14 protein-coding genes are annotated in these 17,022 nt (G+C 73.7%); 8 read left to right on the top strand and 6 right to left on the bottom strand.

Annotated features, from left to right (window positions below):
- Positions 1–6: 6 nt before the first annotated feature.
- Together serA and ACIPN7_RS24190 are read right to left on the bottom strand one after the other, a co-directional pair.
- Complete coding sequence (gene serA, locus ACIPN7_RS24195; RefSeq protein WP_400548473.1) at positions 7–1,245, bottom strand: phosphoglycerate dehydrogenase; 1,239 nt, start codon at positions 1,243–1,245, stop codon at positions 7–9.
- A gap of 116 nt (positions 1,246–1,361) precedes the next feature.
- Positions 1,362–3,632, bottom strand: coding sequence for a HelD family protein (locus tag ACIPN7_RS24190; RefSeq protein WP_400548470.1), 2,271 nt, complete (start codon positions 3,630–3,632; stop codon positions 1,362–1,364).
- A 121-nt stretch (positions 3,633–3,753) separates the two neighbouring features.
- Between ACIPN7_RS24190 and ACIPN7_RS24185 the strand changes: the two genes are divergently transcribed.
- The 5 genes from ACIPN7_RS24185 (at position 3,754) to ACIPN7_RS24165 (ending at position 8,777) form a co-directional block, all read left to right on the top strand.
- A complete protein-coding gene (locus ACIPN7_RS24185) occupies positions 3,754–5,133 on the top strand; it encodes a PP2C family protein-serine/threonine phosphatase (RefSeq protein WP_400548467.1) in 1,380 nt (459 codons plus the stop codon).
- A complete protein-coding gene (locus tag ACIPN7_RS24180; protein ID WP_400548464.1) occupies positions 5,130–6,779 on the top strand; it encodes an ATP-binding protein in 1,650 nt (549 codons plus the stop codon). Before ACIPN7_RS24185 ends, ACIPN7_RS24180 begins: the two co-directional genes overlap by 4 nt.
- A gap of 106 nt (positions 6,780–6,885) precedes the next feature.
- Positions 6,886–7,305: a response regulator gene (locus tag ACIPN7_RS24175; protein ID WP_285101664.1), complete on the top strand. Its 420-nt coding sequence runs from the start codon at positions 6,886–6,888 to the stop codon at positions 7,303–7,305.
- A gap of 125 nt (positions 7,306–7,430) precedes the next feature.
- Positions 7,431–8,360 carry a proteasome assembly chaperone family protein gene (locus ACIPN7_RS24170; RefSeq protein WP_400548461.1) on the top strand — a complete coding sequence of 310 codons (930 nt, stop codon included), beginning with the start codon at positions 7,431–7,433 and terminating at the stop codon, positions 8,358–8,360.
- Between the two features lie 213 nt (positions 8,361–8,573).
- Entirely contained in the window at positions 8,574–8,777 is a 204-nt protein-coding gene (locus ACIPN7_RS24165; protein WP_020016705.1) for a cold-shock protein, read from the top strand.
- Between the two features lie 76 nt (positions 8,778–8,853).
- On the opposite strand, the gene ACIPN7_RS24160 is transcribed toward ACIPN7_RS24165, so the two are convergent.
- Complete coding sequence (locus ACIPN7_RS24160) at positions 8,854–9,819, bottom strand: spermidine synthase (protein ID WP_400548457.1); 966 nt, start codon at positions 9,817–9,819, stop codon at positions 8,854–8,856.
- 100 nt (positions 9,820–9,919) lie between these two features.
- Between ACIPN7_RS24160 and ACIPN7_RS24155 the strand changes: the two genes are divergently transcribed.
- From ACIPN7_RS24155 to ACIPN7_RS24145, 3 genes are all read left to right on the top strand, one after another.
- Positions 9,920–10,387 (top strand): SAV_6107 family HEPN domain-containing protein, encoded by a 468-nt coding sequence (locus tag ACIPN7_RS24155; RefSeq protein ID WP_400548454.1) that lies wholly within the window; start codon positions 9,920–9,922, stop codon positions 10,385–10,387.
- A 58-nt stretch (positions 10,388–10,445) separates the two neighbouring features.
- A complete protein-coding gene (locus tag ACIPN7_RS24150; RefSeq protein WP_400548451.1) occupies positions 10,446–11,687 on the top strand; it encodes a DNA polymerase IV in 1,242 nt (413 codons plus the stop codon).
- Positions 11,688–11,793: 106 nt separating this feature from the next.
- On the top strand, positions 11,794–12,219 hold the full coding sequence (locus ACIPN7_RS24145) for a DUF3040 domain-containing protein (RefSeq protein WP_400548448.1): 426 nt from the start codon (positions 11,794–11,796) through the stop codon (positions 12,217–12,219).
- 101 nt (positions 12,220–12,320) lie between these two features.
- On the opposite strand, the gene ACIPN7_RS24140 is transcribed toward ACIPN7_RS24145, so the two are convergent.
- The 3 genes from ACIPN7_RS24140 to ACIPN7_RS24130 are packed head-to-tail and all read right to left on the bottom strand — an operon-like array spanning position 12,321 to position 16,992.
- Complete coding sequence (locus tag ACIPN7_RS24140) at positions 12,321–14,612, bottom strand: transglutaminaseTgpA domain-containing protein (protein ID WP_400548445.1); 2,292 nt, start codon at positions 14,610–14,612, stop codon at positions 12,321–12,323.
- The gene (locus tag ACIPN7_RS24135; protein ID WP_400548442.1) at positions 14,609–15,922 is read right to left on the bottom strand and encodes a DUF58 domain-containing protein; all 1,314 of its coding nucleotides are present in this window, start codon (positions 15,920–15,922) and stop codon (positions 14,609–14,611) included. Before ACIPN7_RS24135 ends, ACIPN7_RS24140 begins: the two co-directional genes overlap by 4 nt.
- 20 nt (positions 15,923–15,942) lie before the next feature.
- Positions 15,943–16,992, bottom strand: coding sequence for an AAA family ATPase (locus ACIPN7_RS24130; protein WP_400548439.1), 1,050 nt, complete (start codon positions 16,990–16,992; stop codon positions 15,943–15,945).
- Between the last annotated feature and the right edge of the window lie 30 nt (positions 16,993–17,022).

Here is a 17,022-nt window from a genome sequence, read left to right as displayed (position 1 = left end):
CCGGGCTCAGCGAGCGGCCGGTCCCGGCGGGAACTCGGGGCGCTCGAAGGCGTCGCGGATCCGCAGGCGGATGGTCGCGTCCAGCGCCTGGAGCTTCTTCGAGGCGCCCCGCTCGGTCACGTCCGAGATGTCCGTGACCACGTAGCCGATGTCGCCGCGCGTGGCGAGCATCTGGCCCTCGATGTTGGCGCCGTGGTCGGCGAAGATCTGGTTCACGGTCGCCAGCACGCCCGGCACGTTGCGGTGCAGCAGCTTGATGCGGCCCACGCCGGTGTGCTCGAGCTGGAGGTTGGGCAGGTTGACGCTGAGCATCGTCGAGCCGGTCGTCACGTAGTCGCTCAGCTTCTTGGCCACGAACTGGCCGATCGCCTCCTGCGCCTCCTCCGTGGAGCCGCCCACGTGCGGCGTGAGGATCACGTTCGGCAGGCCGCGCAGCACCGACTCGAAGGTGTCGCCGCGCTTCTTGGGCTCCTCCGGGAAGACGTCGACCGCGGCGCCCGACAGGCGTCCGGACGTGATGTGCTCGGCCAGCGAGTCGACGTCGACCACGAACCCGCGGCACAGGTTGAGGAAGATCGCGCCCGGCTTCATGCGGGCGAACTGCTTCTCGCCGAACAGGCCGGCGTTGCCGGAGCGGCCGTCCACGTGCAGCGTGACGATGTCGGCGGTCTCCAGGAGCTCGTCCAGGGTCTCCAGCCGGCGCGCGTTGCCCAGCGCCAGCTTCTCCGCGGTGTCGTAGAAGACGACGGACATGCCCAGGTTCTCGGCGAGCACGGAGAGCTGCGAGCCGATGTTGCCGTAGCCGATGATGCCGAGGGTGCGGCCGCGCACCTCGTGCGAGCCGTCCGCCGACTTGTCCCACACGCCCGCGTGCAGGGCGCGGTCGCGCTCCGTCATCCGGCGGGTCAGGGAGATGATCTCCGCGATCGCCAGCTCCACGACGGAGCGGGTGTTGGAGAACGGCGCGTTGAACACCGCGACGCCGCGGTGCGCTGCCGCCGTCAGGTTGATCTGGTTGGTGCCGATGCTGAAGGCGCCGACGCCGACCAGGCTGTCGGACTCGGCCAGCACCCGCGCCGTCACCTCGGTCTTGGACCGGATGCCCAGGAGCTGGACGCCGTCGAGCGCCGCGATGAGCTCGTCCTCGTCGAGCGCTCCCTTGCGGTAGTCGACCTCGTACCCGGCCGACTCGAGGATCGGGACGGAGGTGGGGTGGACGTTCTCGAGGAGAAGGGCTCGCTGCACGCACCCATGGTGCGCCAGGGGGAGCGGATGCAACAAACGGATCGGGCCCACGTCCCGCCTGCTGGGACGGCAGGTGGGACGCGGGCCGACGGCGGGCCGTCCGCGGCGGGTGCGGGTCAGAACCCTTCGGGCAGGTCGCGCGTGTGCACCACCACGAGGCGCTGCGTGGGACGGGTCATCGCGACGTACAGGTCGCTGGTCCCGCCGGCGCCCTCGGCGATCGCCGCCGGCTCCACCAGGACCACGGCGTCGAACTCCAGGCCCTTGGTCTCGCGCGGCGCCAGGACGGTCACCTGCGCGTCCTCCGGCCGCTGGGCCGACAGGCGGGCGGCCTCCTCCGCGCCGACGGCCGAGGCCAGCGCCCCGGCCACGGCGCCGGCCAGGCGTGCGACGCCGTCCGACGGCGCGACGACGGCCACGCGGCCGGCGTCGGGCCCCACCAGCTCCTTGACGAGGCCGAGCGCCTGGGCGACCACCACGCCGTCGTCCGGCAGGCCGTCCGGGCCCGCCGGCGTGGGGACCACGTCGAGGGAGCCCTCGACGTCGCGCGCGGCCCGCAGCTCCGAGACGGGCAGCCGCGCGGCCCGCGCGACCCGCTGGGCGGTGTCGGCCACGGTGGACGGCGTGCGGTAGGAGACCGTGAGCTCCGACAGGCGCCAGCCGTCGCGCAGCAGCGGGGTGAGCATGCGGTCCCAGCTGCGCGCGCCCGCCGCCGACGACGTCTGGGCCACGTCGCCGACGATGGTCATCGACCGCGTCGGCACCCGGCGCACCAGAGCCCGCCAGGCCATGGGGGAGAGCTCCTGGGCCTCGTCGACCACCACGTGGCCGTAGGTCCAGGAGCGGTCACCGGCGGCGCGCTCCGCCGTCGTCAGGGACGGGCCGCTCGCGGTGAAGCGGGAGGCGAGCGTCTCGGCGTCGACCAGGCCGCCGCCCGCGCCGGTGGTCGAGAGCACGCTGCGCGCGTACTCGATCTCGCGCGCCTGCTCGGCGTCGCGGAGCTGGGCCTCGGCCCGGGCCAGGGAGTCGTCCTCGCCCAGCAGCTCGTACGCCTCGTCGAGGATCGGCACGTCCGACTCCGTCCACGGCGCGCCCGGCTCCCGGACCAGCAGGCGCCGCTCGCGCTCGGACAGCTCCGGCGCGGCCTCGGCCAGCCGGTGCGGCTTCGCGTACAGGTCCGCGACGAGCTTCTCGGGCGTGATCGGCAGCCAGGCGAGGTTGAGCGCCACCCGGACGTCGCGGTCGGAGCGCAGGTCCTCGGTCACCGACGCGCGGTCCTCGGACGACAACGGGGCGCCGTCGAAGTCGCGGTACTGGTCGGCCAGCCGGCCGAGCATGTCGCGCACGAACGACGCGCGGGCCAGGTTGTGCGGCTTGTGCGTGCGGCGGGCGCGGGCGATCGCGTCGGCGACGTCGCGCGGGCGGATCACGAAGTCGTGCCCCTCGACCCGCACCTCGACGTCGTGCCGCGGCACGCGCTCGCGCGCCCGCACGGCCCGGCGGATCACCTTGCGCCAGAGCAGCAGGCCCTTGAGCCGGGCCACCTGGCCCTCGTCCACGGCGGTCGCCCGGACCCCCGGGACGAGGTCGCCGATGGTGGTGGACACCACGCCCGTCTCGCCCAGCGAGGGGAGCACCTGGTCGATGTACCGCAGGAACGCGCTCGACGGCCCGACCACCAGCACGCCGGAGCGCTCCAGCAGGCGCCGGTGCGCGTACAGCAGGTAGGCCGCGCGGTGCAGCGCCACCGCGGTCTTGCCGGTGCCGGGACCGCCCTGGACCACCAGCGCCCCGGTGAGGTCGGAGCGGATGATGCGGTCCTGCTCGGCCTGGATGGTCGCGACGATGTCCGTCATCCGGCCGGTCCGGCCCTGTGCCATCGCCGCCAGCAGCGCGCCCTCGCCGGACAGCGCGTCCGCGTCGATGTCGCCGTCGAGGTCGAGGACCTCGTCCTCCAGGCCCGTGACCGAACGGCCCTTGGTCACCAGGTGCCGCCGCCGCCGCACGTCGCCCGGGTGCAGCGCCGTGGCCCGGTAGAAGGCCTCGGCGGCCGGGGCGCGCCAGTCGGTCAGCATGGACCGGTGCTCGGCGTCGGTCAGCCCGATGCGCCCGACGTACCGGGTCGCCGTCCCGTCCCCGGACCCCTCGGCGAGGTCGAGCCGGCCGAAGACCAGCCGGTCCTCGACGGCGTCGAGCTGCGCGGCCCGGTCCTCGTACAGCGTCGCGAACGCGTCCCGCTCGGAACGGTTCTGGTGCGTGCCCGAGGCACCCGCCAGGCGCACGTCCCGCAGGCGGTTCGCGGTGGTGCCGCGCAGGGTGTCCAAGCGGACGTACATCGTGTCGACGACTGCTTGCTCGTGGGCGAGCTCGCCCGCGATTCCCGTCACGCCCTACCTCCGTGTTCCACCAGCGAGAAAACTCCGGTCGTTATCAACCGGCCGACCATTATCGCCCAACCGTCGGCCTGTCCGCTGACACGGCGTCATCTCGCTGGATAGGATCGCCGCCATGGCACTGGGCGGAGCGGGATCGGCGAGGCCCGGAGGCGGGTCCGGACCCGATGCGCGCCCGGCCCGGCTCGACGGCCCCATCTCGGTGCTCCTGGTCGAGGACGACGACGCCGACGCGTTCCTCGTGAGCGAGCTGCTGGCCGACGCGGACGTCGAGGCCGACCTCCGCGCGGACCTGCACCGCGCCCGCTCCGTGGACGAGGCGCTCGGCATCCTGTCCATGGTCTCGGTGGACTGCCTGCTGCTGGACCTGGGCCTGCCCGACGCCGAGGGGCTGGAGGCCCTGCGCCGCGTCATCGAGGGCATCGAGGTGCTGCCCGTGCAGCCCGCCGTCGTGGTGCTGACCGGGAACACGTCGAACGACCTGGGCTCCGCCGCCGTCGCGAACGGCGCCGACGACTACCTGGTCAAGGGCGACGTCGACGGCGACGGGCTCGCCCGCTGCCTGCGCTACGCGACGCTGCGCCGCCGGTCCGCCGCCCAGCAGATCGCGCTGTTCCGCAGCGAGGTGCGCGCCGCCGAGACCACGCGGCTGGAGCGCGCGCTGCTGCCCAAGGAGCTCGTCACCGACGAGCGGGTCTCGGTCATGGTCGGCTACCTGCCGGGCGGCAACGGCCTGCTCGGCGGCGACTTCTTCGACACGGTCGAACGCCCCGACGGCACCCTGGTCACGGTCATCGGCGACGTCGCCGGGCACGGCCCGGACGAGGCCGCCCTCGGCGCCGCCATGCGGACGGCGTGGCGCACCCTCGTGCTGGCCGACACGCCCGCGGACGACGTCCTGCCCCTGCTGGAGCGCGTGCTCCTGGCCGAGCGCGGCCGCCCCGAGGTGTTCGTCACGATCTGCCAGGCCGTGATCTCGGCGGACCGCGCGCACATGGACGTCTACCTCGCCGGGCACCTCCCGCCGCTGCTCGTGGTGCCGCAGACGCCGGCCGGCGAGGCCACCGCCAGCCACCGCTGCGAGGAGCTGCCCTCGTCCGACCGCGGCCGCGCGCTCGGCATCCCCGTCGAGGGCACCTGGACCGCGCACCGCGTCCGCCTGCCGGAGGTGTGGACCGCGGTGCTCTACACGGACGGGCTCGTGGAGGCGGCCGTCGGCGCCGACCCCGGGGGCACGCCCGTGCTGCCGCCCAGCGCCCACGGCCGGATGCCGCGCCTCGGCGCGCACGGCCTGCGCAGCGTCGTGGAGCACGAGATGGACCAGGGCACCGACGAGGTCGTGACCCGGGTGCTGCGCCGGGTGCGCGCGCTGCACGGCGGCCCGCTGGTCGACGACGCCGCGCTGCTCTTCGTCGGCTGGGCCGGCGCCGGCGCCACGGAGCCCGGTGAACGCACCTCGACCCTGGCCGACTCGGTGGAGTGGTCGCGGGCATGACTCTGGTGCCGGACGAGCACCGGTTCACCGGTGTGTCGATGCGTCGCCGCCTCGCGCGGCTGCTCGGCGCGGTCGCCGCCATGCTCGTGCTCGCGCTCGCCGTCGCCGTGCTCGCCCTGGTCCAGTCCCGCGGCCTGGACGCCCGGGCCGACGGCCCGTACTACCGGGCCCTGGTCGACGGCGAGCGGGCCTCCCTGGCGCTCGCCGACGCCGACTCGTCGCTGCGCGCCTACCGCGCCACGTGCGACGAGGCCGCCCTCGAGCCCTGGACGCGCGCCGTCGGGTCGAGCGGCCGCATCATGCTCCTGGCCGACGTCGAGCGGCGCGCCCTGCAGTCGGACGCCGAGGTGGCGCTGGCCTACGAGGAGGCGGTGCGGCGCACCGACGCGTGGTTCGACGAGTACGCCGAACCCGTGGTGGCGGCCGTCCAGGCGGCGCCGGCGGGCCAGGTGGCCTGCCGCATGGAGCTGCTCAGCACGGCCCCGCCGACGGCCGAGGGCGACGCCCTGTACGAGGCCGCCAACACCGCCGTCGTCCACTACCTGGCCGAGCTGGGGGCGCAGCGCGACGCGATCGTGGCCACCCGGACGGTCTGGGAGCGGCTGCTGCTGGGGGCGGTGGCGACGCTCGTGCTCGTGGTCGTGCTGATGGGCACGATGATGTGGCTCGCCCTGGAGTCCTGGGTGATCCGGCCGCTGACCGAGCTGACGGCCGCCGTCCGGGTGGTGAGCAGCGGCGTGCTCGGGCGCGAGATCCGGCCCGCCGGCACGGGCGAGGTGGCCCTGCTCGCCATGCACGTGGAGACGATGCGCCGCGAGCTGGTGCACCAGGTGGAGGAGATCCGCCTGTCGCACCAGGAGGTGGAGAACGCGCACACCCTGCTCAGCGAGCAGGCGCGCGAGCTGGAGCGGTCCAACCGCGACCTGGAGCAGTTCGCCTACGTGGCCTCGCACGACCTTCAGGAGCCCCTGCGCAAGGTGGCCAGCTTCACGCAGCTCCTGCAGAAGCGGTACGGCGACTCGCTCGACGACCGCGCCGACCAGTACATCGAGTTCGCCGTGGACGGCGCCAAGCGCATGCAGCGGCTCATCCAGGACCTGCTGAGCTTCTCGCGCGTGGGCCGCACGGGCGTGCCGCGCGAGGACGTGGAGCTGGAGGGCGTGCTCACGGCGGCGCTGACCGAGCTGTCGGAGCGGATCGCGGAGTCGGGGGCCGAGATCGTCCACGACCCGATGCCCGTGGTGCACGGCGAACGCGCCCTGCTGCAGCAGATCTTCGTCAACCTGATCGGCAACTCGCTCAAGTTCCGCGACCCCGAGCGCACGCCGAACGTCCGGATCGAGGTGCGCAGCATGCGGGCGCACTGGGAGATCTCGGTGGTGGACAACGGCATCGGCATCGACGCCCAGTACGCGGAGCGGGTGTTCGTCATCTTCCAGCGGCTGCACTCGCGCGAGCAGTACGCGGGCACAGGCATCGGCCTCTCGCTGGTGAAACGGATCGTGGAGTACCACAAGGGCCGCATCTGGATCGAGCCGGCGGACGGCGGCGGCACCATCGTGCGGTTCACCCTGGCCCGGCGGCAGGGGCAACCTGCCACGGGGCGCCTTTCGACCGAACGGGCCCAGTCGACTACGCTTCAATGAAACGGCCTGACCAGGGCCGACGGCGGGGCGCGACGAAGGGGCCCGCCGGTGTGGACTCCATGGGACAGGTACGGGCCGGGTGGTCAACGTGAGCGGTCAGAAGGTGATGGAGATCCTCCTCGTGGAGGACGACCCGGGCGACGTCCTGATGACGCGCGAGGCGTTCGAGGACCACCGGGTCGCCAACAACGTCTCGGTGGTCGGCGACGGCGTGAGCGCGCTGGAGTTCCTGCGCAAGCAGGGGCAGTACGCCAAGGTGCCGACCCCTGACCTGGTGCTGCTCGACCTCAACCTGCCGAAGATGGACGGCCTCGAGGTGCTCGCCGTCGCCAAGGGTGACCCGATGCTGCGGCACATCCCCGTGGTGGTGCTGACCACGTCGGACGCCCAGGAGGACGTGGTGGGCTCCTACTCGCTGCACGCCAACGCCTACGTGACCAAGCCGGTGGACTTCGACCGGTTCATCGACGTGGTGCGCCAGATCGACGACTTCTTCGTGTCCGTGGTGCGCCTGCCCGGCAGGTGAGGCGGGAGCTGTTCGCGACGCTGTGGGCGTAACGGGAAGACACCCGGCCGTCCTGACGTTGGACCAGAGCAGACACCCTTTCGGATCGGGTGATCGGCAGTACTCCGACGAGCGAGGGAGCGCACGTGCTTGACCCCCAGGGCATCTACGACGTCGACGAGGCAGCGGTCGAGCGCACGCTGGGTCGCAGCGTGCCCGGCAGCTCCGACGGGCCCGTCCTGCTGCACGCCGTCCGCGGTTTCGTGGACGCCGGCAGCGCGGGCGACCTCGCCATCGAGCACCTGATCGACGAGTTCCGCGTGGAGCGTCTGGTGACGTTCGACGTCGACCAGCTGCTCGACTACCGCTCCAAGCGGGCGACCATGACCTTCGACTCCGACCGGTGGGCCGACTACCAGGCCCCCTACCTCGCGGTCGACCACCTGACCGACGCCGAGGGCACGGGCTTCCTGCTGCTGCACGGCGCCGAGCCGGACCTGCAGTGGGAACGCGTCGTGGCCGGGCTGATCCAGCTCGTCGAGCGCTTCGGCGTGAGCCTCGTGGTCGGCATCCAGGGCATCCCGATGGGTTTGCCCCACACCCGCCCCCTGTCGCTGACGGCGCACGCCACCCGGCCCGGGCTGGTCGACGACTACACGTCGTGGTTCGGCAGCGTGAAGGTGCCGGGCTCGCTGTCCGCGCTCCTCGAGTACCGGCTCGGTGAGGCGGGGCACGACGCGCTCGGCTTCACGGTCCACGTGCCGCACTACCTGGCGCAGTCGCAGTACCCGCCGGCCACGGTGGTCGCGCTGCACCACACGGAGCGGGCGACCGGGCTCGACCTGGCGGTCCCTGCCCTGGAGGAGGCGGCCACCGACGCCAAGATCGAGGTGGAGAAGCAGGTCGCGGAGTCGACCGAGATCGCCGCCGTCGTCAAGGCGCTGGAGGAGCAGTACGACGCCTTCGCGCGGTCGATCGGCCGGCCGAGCCTGCTCGCGGAGACCACGCAGATCCCGAGCGCCGAGGAGCTGGGCGCCGAGTTCGAGCGGTTCCTCGCACAGCAGAACGGCGACTGAGCCGGAGCGGGTCCTCGGCCCGGTGTGTCATAGCTGCGGCAGAAATGTGCGTGTTCCATGGCACATTTGAGTGGACCATGCCACACTGGCGCACGTTGCAGTGACGTACCAAGGCCACGTCCGCCGTGTCGTGAGCAAGTCGGGAAAGCATTGCGGCACGGGGGCGGGCAACGGGCTCGCCGTCGGATCCCGGACGGAAGGTCGAAGGACAGCATGGCGCAGGGTTCTGTGAAGTGGTTCAACGCGGAGAAGGGGTACGGGTTCATCGCCCAGGACGGCGGCGGCGCCGACGTCTTCGTGCACTACTCCGCAATCCAGTCCAACGGGTACCGGTCTCTCGAGGAGGCCCAGCGGGTCGAGTTCGAGATCACGCAGGGTCCCAAGGGTCCGCAGGCGGAAGCAGTCGTGCCGCTCTGACGTAACTCGTGAGAAGGCCGTCCTCCCTCCGGGGAGGGCGGCCTTCTTCGCGCGCCGTTCGAGGCGCGGGGCGGGCTCAGGTCGCCGGGTCGGGGGTCGACGTCGCCAGCGGGGCCGCCGTGCCGGCGAACGCCGCCGCGTCGTCGCCGGCCAGGAGGGTGGCGGGCACCGCCAGGGTGCGCAGGGCGCGCCCCAGGCGGGGGTCCCGCAGGTCCGGGCGCTCGACGGCGTCGTGGGCCCCCAGGGGGCCCTGTGGGGCGTCCTGGGCGCCCTCGTGGGCCGGGTCCTCCGGCAGCTCGCGGACGGCCGCGAGGACCAGGTTGCCGTACCGGCGGCCCTTGAGGATCGCGGGCTCGGCGACGGCGGCGAGCCGGCCCTGCGCCGCGGCGTCCGGCCCGAAGGCCTCCGCGAGGCTCGCGACCTCGCGGCGCGCGGTGGTCAGCGGGGGCCGGTCGGCGCAGTTCACCAGGAGGATGCCGCCGGGGCGCAGCACGCGGTGGGCCTGCGCGGCGAACCCCGTGCCCACCAGGTGCTCCGGTGTGCGGTCGCCCGCGAACACGTCCCGGACCACCACGTCGTAGGACGCGTCGTGCGCGGCGGCCAGGGCGCGCCCCGCGTCGTCGGCGCGCAGACGCAGCAGGGGCGAGCGCGGCAGGGCGAACCACTCGCGCACGAGCTCCAGGAGGCGGGGGTCGAGGTCGATGCCGAGCTGGCGGGAGCCGGGCCGCTCGTGCTCCACGTGCCGCGCGAAGGCGCTGCCGGCGGCGCCGAGGTGCAGCACCCGCAGCGGTCCGGGCGGCAGGAGCGCCACGAACGCGGCCATCTGCTGCATGTACTCGAAGTCGAGAAAACCGGGGTCGGCGAGGTCGAGGCTGGAGCTCGGCACGCCGTTGACGTGCAGCGTCACCCGCTGGGGGAAGTCGGGGTCGCGCACCACCTCGGCGGTGCCGGTGCTGATCGGCACGGGGCCGACGGGCAGCTCGGCGGGGAGTGTCAGTGGTGCGGAGGAGGATGGGCGGCGTCGGGCGGAGCGGCGGGCCATGAGCACAGTGTCTCCCGGACCGGCGGTGCGCTTGACAGGATAGAACGTATGTTCGATAGTGTCGCTCAAGGGGTTCGATCGGAGGTTCGAGATGGGCACCATGCAGTCTCAGAGCGGGCGGGACGTGGTCTCTGCACGCATGCTCGTGCCGCGCGCCGTCCCGCCGGGCGTCAGCGCCCTGCTGCGCAAGGCGGACGCGGAGCTCGCCGAGGCCGCGCGTGCGGCTGACCCGGGCGACCGGTTCGTGCACGCGCACCTCGCGGCCATCCGGTCGGCCGCGGCCGTCGTGGCCCTGCGGGGCCGCCCGTCGGCGCGCTCCGGCGCGCGGACCGTGTGGGACATGCTCGCGCACGCCGAACCGGACCTCGCGGCCTGGTCGGGCTACTTCGCGTCCGGCGCGCCCTTGCGGGCCGCGGTGGACGCGGGGCGCGGGGAGCAGGTGGAGCCCGCGCGGGCGGACGAGCTGCTCGCGTGCGCCGAGGACTTCCGGGACGAGGTGGCGATGCTCGTGGACCCGCAGACAGGGTTCGCGACACAGCGCCTGTCCCTGGTGCCCGAGGCGTCCTGACCGCGCCGGCGGGTGCCGGCAGACAAGCACTGGGCGAGAGCGGGAACGGAGCACGTTCGTGAGCAAGGGGCCGCGGTCAGCGGCGGCGAGGCGGGACTGGGGGTCGGACGAGTCCGGCTGCTCGGTGCTGCACCTGGACATGGACGCGTTCTTCGCGTCCTGCGAGCTGGCGCGGCGGCCGGAGCTGCGTGGCCTGCCGGTCATCGTCGGCGCGCAGGAGCGCGGCGTCGTGCTGGCCGCGACCTACGAGGCGCGCGCCTTCGGCGTGCGGTCCGCGATGCCGATGACACGGGCGCGCCTGCTGTGCCCGCAGGCCGTCGTGGTCCGGCCCGACCACGAGCTGTACCGCGACGTGTCCCGCTCGGTCATGGGCCTGCTGCAGGAGGTCACGCCGCTCGTGGAGCAGATCAGCGTGGACGAGGCCTTCCTGGACGTCAGCGGGGCCAGGCGGCGCCTCGGCCCGCCCACGACGATCGGCGCCGAGCTGCGCCGCCGCATCGAGGCCGAGCACGGCGTGACGGCCTCCGTGGGCATCGCCCGGAACAAGTTCGTGGCCAAGCTGGCCTCCACGCACGCCAAGCCGGACGGCCTGATGCTCGTCCCCGTGGACGCCACCGTCGACTTCCTGCACACGCTGCCCGTCGGCGCCCTGTGGGGCGTGGGGGAGAAGACCGAGAAGTCGCTGGCCGCGTGGGGGATCACCACCGTCGCGGAGCTGGCCCGCACGGACCTGCCGAGCCTGCAGGCGGCCGTCGGCCGCGTCAGCGGCGCGCACCTGCACGACCTCTCCTGGGGGCGCGACCCGCGCCCCGTCGTGCCCGAGCACCGCGAGCACAGCATCGGCGCCGAGACCACCTTCGGCACGGACCAGGACGACACCGAGGCCGTGAGCCGGCGGGTCCTGGAACTGTCCGACCGGGTCGCCGCGCGGCTGCGGCACCAGGGCGTGCTGGCCCGCACGGTGTCGGTCAAGGTGCGCTCCAGCGATTTCGCGACGTTCACCCGCTCCCGCACCCTGGACGGGCCCACGGACGTCGCCCGGGACATCTACCTCGTGGCGCGCGAGCTCGTCGCGGCGGTCGATCTGGGTGGACTTCCGGTGCGGCTGGTGGGCGTCCGGGGTGAAAACCTCTTGCAACGCGACGGTTCCACCCAGCAGCTCACTCTGGAGGAAGCGGTCGATCCGCGCTCCGGAGCACAGCGAGAGGCTGAAGTTGCGCTCGACGCTGTGCGCGAAAAGTTCGGGAAAACAGCGATCGACCTGGGTGTACATCGCAAGAACGGCACGCATCTTTACTGATCTGCCCCTATAGTCATGGGTATGCCCGGGATGTCGACTACCACCGACGGCCGGGTGGTCCTATCCTGGAAGGGACACTGTTCCTTTGCGAGATCCGGGGGTCTCGATGCCTCTGTCCGAGTACGAGCAGCGGGTGCTGGAGCAGATGGAGCGTGCTCTGACGTCAGACGACCCGCGGCTGGCGAACACGCTCCAGTCCACAGGCCGTGGTAACGCGCTCCGTTATGTGCTGTCCGGGGCCGGCGTAGTCGTCGGCCTGCTTCTCCTTGTCGTCGGTGCAGCGACGTCGCGTACGTGGCTCGGGGCCATCGGCTTCGTGCTGATGTTCGCGGGTGTGGTCTTCGCGTTCCTCGGACCGCGCAAGAAGCAGCAGGAGGGTCCGGTCGGCGTCGTCGGCGAAGACGGCACCGTCCAGCCCGCGAACGGGGGAGCACGCAAGGCCCGCAAGCGGCAGGGTGGTGGTGGTCGTTCCGGCTTCCTCGCCCGCCTCGAAGAGCGCTGGGAGAACCGGCGCAACCAGGGCGGCCGCTAGCCGGCCAACCGTTCCCGGTGGTCCTGACCGGACGACCGCACATGACAGGAGCCGGGCCCCGAGGGGCCCGGCTCCTGTCTTTCGTCCCGCACTCGACGGGGTCAGGGCTTGCGGGTCAGTACCTCCGTCAGCTCCGCGGTCACCGTGGCCGTGAGCTCCTCGAGCTCGGCGGCCGTCGGCGGCGTCGAGTCGCGGGCGTAGCGCTCGTCCTCGGCGGCGTCGGCCAGTGCGGTGAGCCGTTCGGCGACGTCGTCGGGCAGGGGTGTGCCCGTCCTGGCGCGTACCTGATCGGCGATGACCTCCGGCGCGCGGCGCAGCGTGACCGACGGGCCGAGCCGCACCTCCCGCTCGGCGAGCAGCGCCAGCACGCGGGCCCAGGCCCGCTCGGGGTCGAGCTCCTCGACCTCCGTGCGGCGGCGCAGCAGCAGCCACGCGGCGCCGCCGAGCACCCCGAGGGCGACGATGACCGCGACCACCCAGGCCCAGCCGGGCAGGGTCTGGTCGGACATCTGGCTGCCCGACGACGCGTCGTCCGTGGCGCCTGCCTCTGACTGCTCCGGCCGCTGTGTCGGCTGCTGCGGGGGCACCTCGTTGGCGCGCGACGGCGTGGGCGAGGCACTGGGCGCGGTGCCCGTGCCGGGGTTGGCGTACGAGGGCAGCGGGCCGGTCTGGACCTGCGGCGTCGGCTCGAAGCGGACCCAGCCGACGGACGGGAAGTAGATCTCGGGCCAGGCGTGCGAGTCCTGGCCGGTGACCCGGTAGCTGCCGTCGCCGTCGGGCCGGCCAGGCAGCCAGCCGACGCCGATCCGGGCCGGGATGTCGAGGCTGCGGGCCATCACCATCATCGAGAGGGCGTACTGCGTGCAGTACCCCTCCTTGTTCTGCAGGAAGTCCCAGACCGTGTCCGACGAGCCCCGGTAGTCGGCGTCCGGGTTGTACACGAACCCGGCGCCCGAGCGCAGGTGGTTCTGGAGCGCGACCACCGCGTCGAACCGGGTGGGCGCGTCGCCGGCGACCTCCTGGGCGTAGGCGGCGATGTCGTCCCGGTGCTCGGTGTCCGGCACCTCCGTGTACCCGGCCGACCGGGGGTCGCCCGCCGTGGGCGTGGCCCGCAGCAGCTCGGGGGTGAGCCCGCGGTCGACGATCTCGACGGTGTACGGGGCACCCTGCTGGGTGCCCTCGCCGCTGCGCACCTCGTCCCGCAGCGGGTCGTAGGCCCAGCCGCCCTGGACGTCGACGGTGCGGGGCTCGAGCGGCAGCGGCAGCTCCGCGCCGTCGAGCTGCCCGATCCGCAGGTCCATCCGGCGGCGCTCGCCGTCGGAGCCCTCGCCGGGCGGCGCGAGGACCGTCGACGGGTCGAACTCGGCCAGGCCGCCGGTGGGCACGTTCCGGTTGGTCTGGACGCCGTCGAAGGCTGTGAGGGTCATGACGCGCAGGGGGCCGGCCGGCTGGCCCTCGGCCATCGTGTACGTCAGCACGGTGTTGGAGGACCGGGCGCTCAGCGGCTGGCGCATGTCCAGCTCGGAGGACAGCTCCACCGTGTCGGACGGCGTGGAGATGAGCTGGTTCCACGTCCCGGCCAGCGCCGGCAGGGCAGCCATGCCGGTCGCGACGCCGAGCGAGGTGGCGGCGACCGCCACCGAGGTCAGGGCCGTGATCCCGGAGCGGAACCGCTGCGCCCGGCGCACCGCCGCGGAGTCGGCGTCGCTGCGCCGTCCCGGCGTCAGCCCCACCGGGTCGACGGTGAGCAGCAGGAGCATCGCGGTGACGCTGATGACGAAGACCTGCCACTGCACGTCCCCGATGAGCGTCAGCGACGGCGTCCACAGGAGCAGCAGCGGCACCCCGGCGAAGCCCGGCATGCGGGCGCCGGCGAGGGAGTCCACCACGAGCAGCACCAGCAGGGTGCCGCCCACGGCGACCATGCTGATGGCCGGGCCCGGGTCCACGGGCGCCACCTGCGTGCTCATCAGCTCGGTGGCCTGGCGGAACCGTTCGAGGGCCTGCTCCACGGAGTCGGGCCCCACGAAGGGCTCGAACCGCTGGCCCGGTCCGCCGTAGCGCGCCAGGACGAACCAGACGGCGACCAGGAGGCCCGCCGTCGTCGCGAAGAACGAGGCGCTGCCGGCCGCGCGATCGGCGGCCCGGTCCGCGCTCGGCCCCTGGCCCGCCGCCCGGCGGGCGGCGGCACGGTCGACGGCGTTGCGCAGCAGCAGGTACCGCACCACGCAGGTGGTGGCCGAGACGAGGACGACGCCGGTGGTGCCTGCGGTGAGCCAGGGCCCGGGGTCGATGACGAGCGTGAGCGCGTGCATGGAGGCGATCACGGCGATCGCGACGAGCACGCCGGACGCGACGGTGCGGACCAGCGGGCCGCGGTGCGCGGGGATCACGGCGCACGCTCCGCGAGCAGGGCCCAGGCGCGCTCCGGGTCGGTGCGGGCCTCACAGGTGCTGACGTGCCAGCCGGAGGCGCGCAGCTCGGCGGCCGTCTGGTCCAGCTCGTGCTGGAACCCGGCGCCGCGCGGCGCCACCAGCAGCCCCCAGCAGGTGCCCTCGGCGCCCAGCGCGGCGAGGTCGTGCCGCGCGTCGGGTCCCTGCGGGCCGAGCACCGCCACGACGATCTCGCCCGGGGCGCGGGCGAGCCGGAGCGCCCGCGCGGTGGTGCTCGTCGCGTGCTGGCCCTCCGACGCGCCGCGGTGCCCGCGGATGTCGACGCAGGCGTCGAGCAGGGCGGACCGGCTGGCGCGGGTGATGGCGAAGCGGACGCCGTCCACGCTGGGCGCCACGCTGGTGGTCACCAGGCGGGACGGGTGGCCGGCGTCGAGGAACGAGGTGGCGATCGACGCGCAGAGCTCGACGGCCCACTCGCCGTCGTCCACCGCCGCCGGACGGCGCAGGCTGCCGGACTCCTGCCAGTGGGGCAGCAGCGAGCGGTCGAGCAGGACGGTCACGGGGCGCACCCCGGCGCTCTCGTCGGCGCGGACCATGAGCTGGCCGCGGCGTGCGGCGCTCGCCCAGTGCACGCGGCGCGGGTCGTCGCCGGCGACGTACTCCCGGAGCACCGAGTCGTCGGTGGACTGCAGGCGCGCGCCCGTGGCGGAGTGGTCGACGTCGCCCACCGACCGGGTGCGCACGGCGAGCTCGACGGTGCGGGGCCACACCGGGACGTGCGTGGCGCTGCCGAGGGGCTGGGTGGCGCGGACCAGGCCGAACACGTCGGTCCGGGTGGTCAGCAGCGGGCCCAGCGACCAGCGCCCGCGCCGCATCGGCGTGAGCGAGTAGTGCACGGTGATCCGGTCGGCGCGCGCGGAGACCCGGGCGCGGATGCCCTGGTGCCCGGCGAGCTCGTGCGCCGCCTGCTCGGACAGGCGCAGGCGGGACAGCCGCTCGTACGCGGCGCCGGAGGCCTGGTGCGCGGCGACCAGGAGGCTCACGTCCGCCGTCCGGTCGCGCACCACGGGGTTGGGCGCGACGGACCGCGTCACGTGCAGGGCGCCCCGGCCGGACTCCAGCCGCTGGGTGCCGATCACCAGCCAGGCCACGGCCACGGCGATGAGCGCCGCGGCGCCCAGGCCGACCAGGTCGGGCAGGGTGAGGACCAGCCCGAGCGGGATCAGCACACCGCCCACGCAGGCCGCCCCGATGCCGCGGGGGGTGAGCCGGACCCGGCTGATCCGGGTGAGCGTGTCGCGCCACTTCATGACGGTGCCGCCCCGGCCGCTCAGAACTGGCGCCGGTCGGCGGGCTCGAGCGCCGGCACCGGTGTGCGCTGCACGATCTCGTCGACGAGCGTCTCGGGGGTCACGCCACCGAGGCGCGCCTCGGTGGTGAGGATGAGGCGGTGGGCCAGCACGGGCCGGGCGAGCCGCTGGATGTCGTCGGGCAGCACGTGGTCGCGGCCCGCCATGGCGGCGATCGCCTTGGCGGCGCGCAGGAGCTGGAGCGAGGCGCGGGGCGAGGCGCCCAGCCGCAGGCCCGGGTGCTCACGCGTGGCGCCGACGAGCCCGACGACGTACCGCTTGACCGAGGGGGACGCGTACAGCGACCGCACGAGCTGCGCGAACCGCAGCAGCGTGTGCCCGTCGGTCACGGCCTCCAGGTGGGCCAGCGGCGTGCTGGCCTCCTGCCGGTCGAGCATGAGCATCTCGGCGTCGATGTCGGGGTATCCCACGGTGATGCGGGCCATGAACCGGTCGCGCTGCGCCTCGGGCAGGGGGTAGGTGCCCTCCATCTCCACCGGGTTCTGGGTGGCGACCACGAGGAACGGCCGGGGGAGCTGGTGGGTGGTGCCGTCGACGGTGGTCTGGCCCTCCTCCATGCACTCCAGCAGCGCGGACTGGGTCTTGGGCGAGGCGCGGTTGATCTCGTCGCCGATCACGATGTTGCTGAACACCGGGCCCGGGCGGAACTCGAACTCGTGGCTGCCGGTGCGGAAGATGTTGACGCCCGTGAGGTCGCTCGGCAGCAGGTCGGGCGTGAACTGGATGCGGCCCACGTGGCAGTCGATGCTGCGCGCGACGGCCTTGGCGAGCGTGGTCTTGCCGACACCGGGCACGTCCTCGACGAGCAGGTGGCCCTCGGCCAGCAGGACGGCGAGGGTGATGTCGGCCAGGCCGGGCCGGCCCGTCACGACGGACTCCACGGCGCCCCGGACGCGGGCCATGGTCTCCACGAGCTCGTCGAGCGTGGCTGGTCCGGGCGCCCCCTGGGGAGCGGGCTCTCCGCCGAACCGAGGATCCGTGAGGCCGGACGTGGCGCGTTCCGTGTGCACTGGGGACCTCCATCGGGCCGGGAGTCAGGC

The sequence above is a fragment of the Promicromonospora sp. NPDC090134 genome (genome assembly GCF_044746965.1).
GTDB lineage: Bacteria > Actinomycetota > Actinomycetes > Actinomycetales > Cellulomonadaceae > Promicromonospora.
This window is presented reverse-complemented; position numbering and strand designations above follow the sequence as displayed.

What these genes read in the sequence shown, in the direction of transcription:
- ACIPN7_RS24175 (WP_285101664.1), top strand. Translation starts at nt 6,886, where the DNA reads ATGGAGATCCTCCTCGTGGAGGACGACCCGGGCGACGTCCTGATGACG.
- ACIPN7_RS24180 (WP_400548464.1), top strand. Translation starts at nt 5,130, where the DNA reads ATGACTCTGGTGCCGGACGAGCACCGGTTCACCGGTGTGTCGATGCGT.
- ACIPN7_RS24145 (WP_400548448.1), top strand. Translation starts at nt 11,794, where the DNA reads ATGCCTCTGTCCGAGTACGAGCAGCGGGTGCTGGAGCAGATGGAGCGT.
- ACIPN7_RS24160 (WP_400548457.1), bottom strand. Translation starts at nt 9,819, where the DNA reads ATGGCCCGCCGCTCCGCCCGACGCCGCCCATCCTCCTCCGCACCACTG.
- ACIPN7_RS24155 (WP_400548454.1), top strand. Translation starts at nt 9,920, where the DNA reads ATGCAGTCTCAGAGCGGGCGGGACGTGGTCTCTGCACGCATGCTCGTG.
- ACIPN7_RS24165 (WP_020016705.1), top strand. Translation starts at nt 8,574, where the DNA reads ATGGCGCAGGGTTCTGTGAAGTGGTTCAACGCGGAGAAGGGGTACGGG.
- ACIPN7_RS24135 (WP_400548442.1), bottom strand. Translation starts at nt 15,922, where the DNA reads ATGAAGTGGCGCGACACGCTCACCCGGATCAGCCGGGTCCGGCTCACC.
- ACIPN7_RS24185 (WP_400548467.1), top strand. Translation starts at nt 3,754, where the DNA reads ATGGCACTGGGCGGAGCGGGATCGGCGAGGCCCGGAGGCGGGTCCGGA.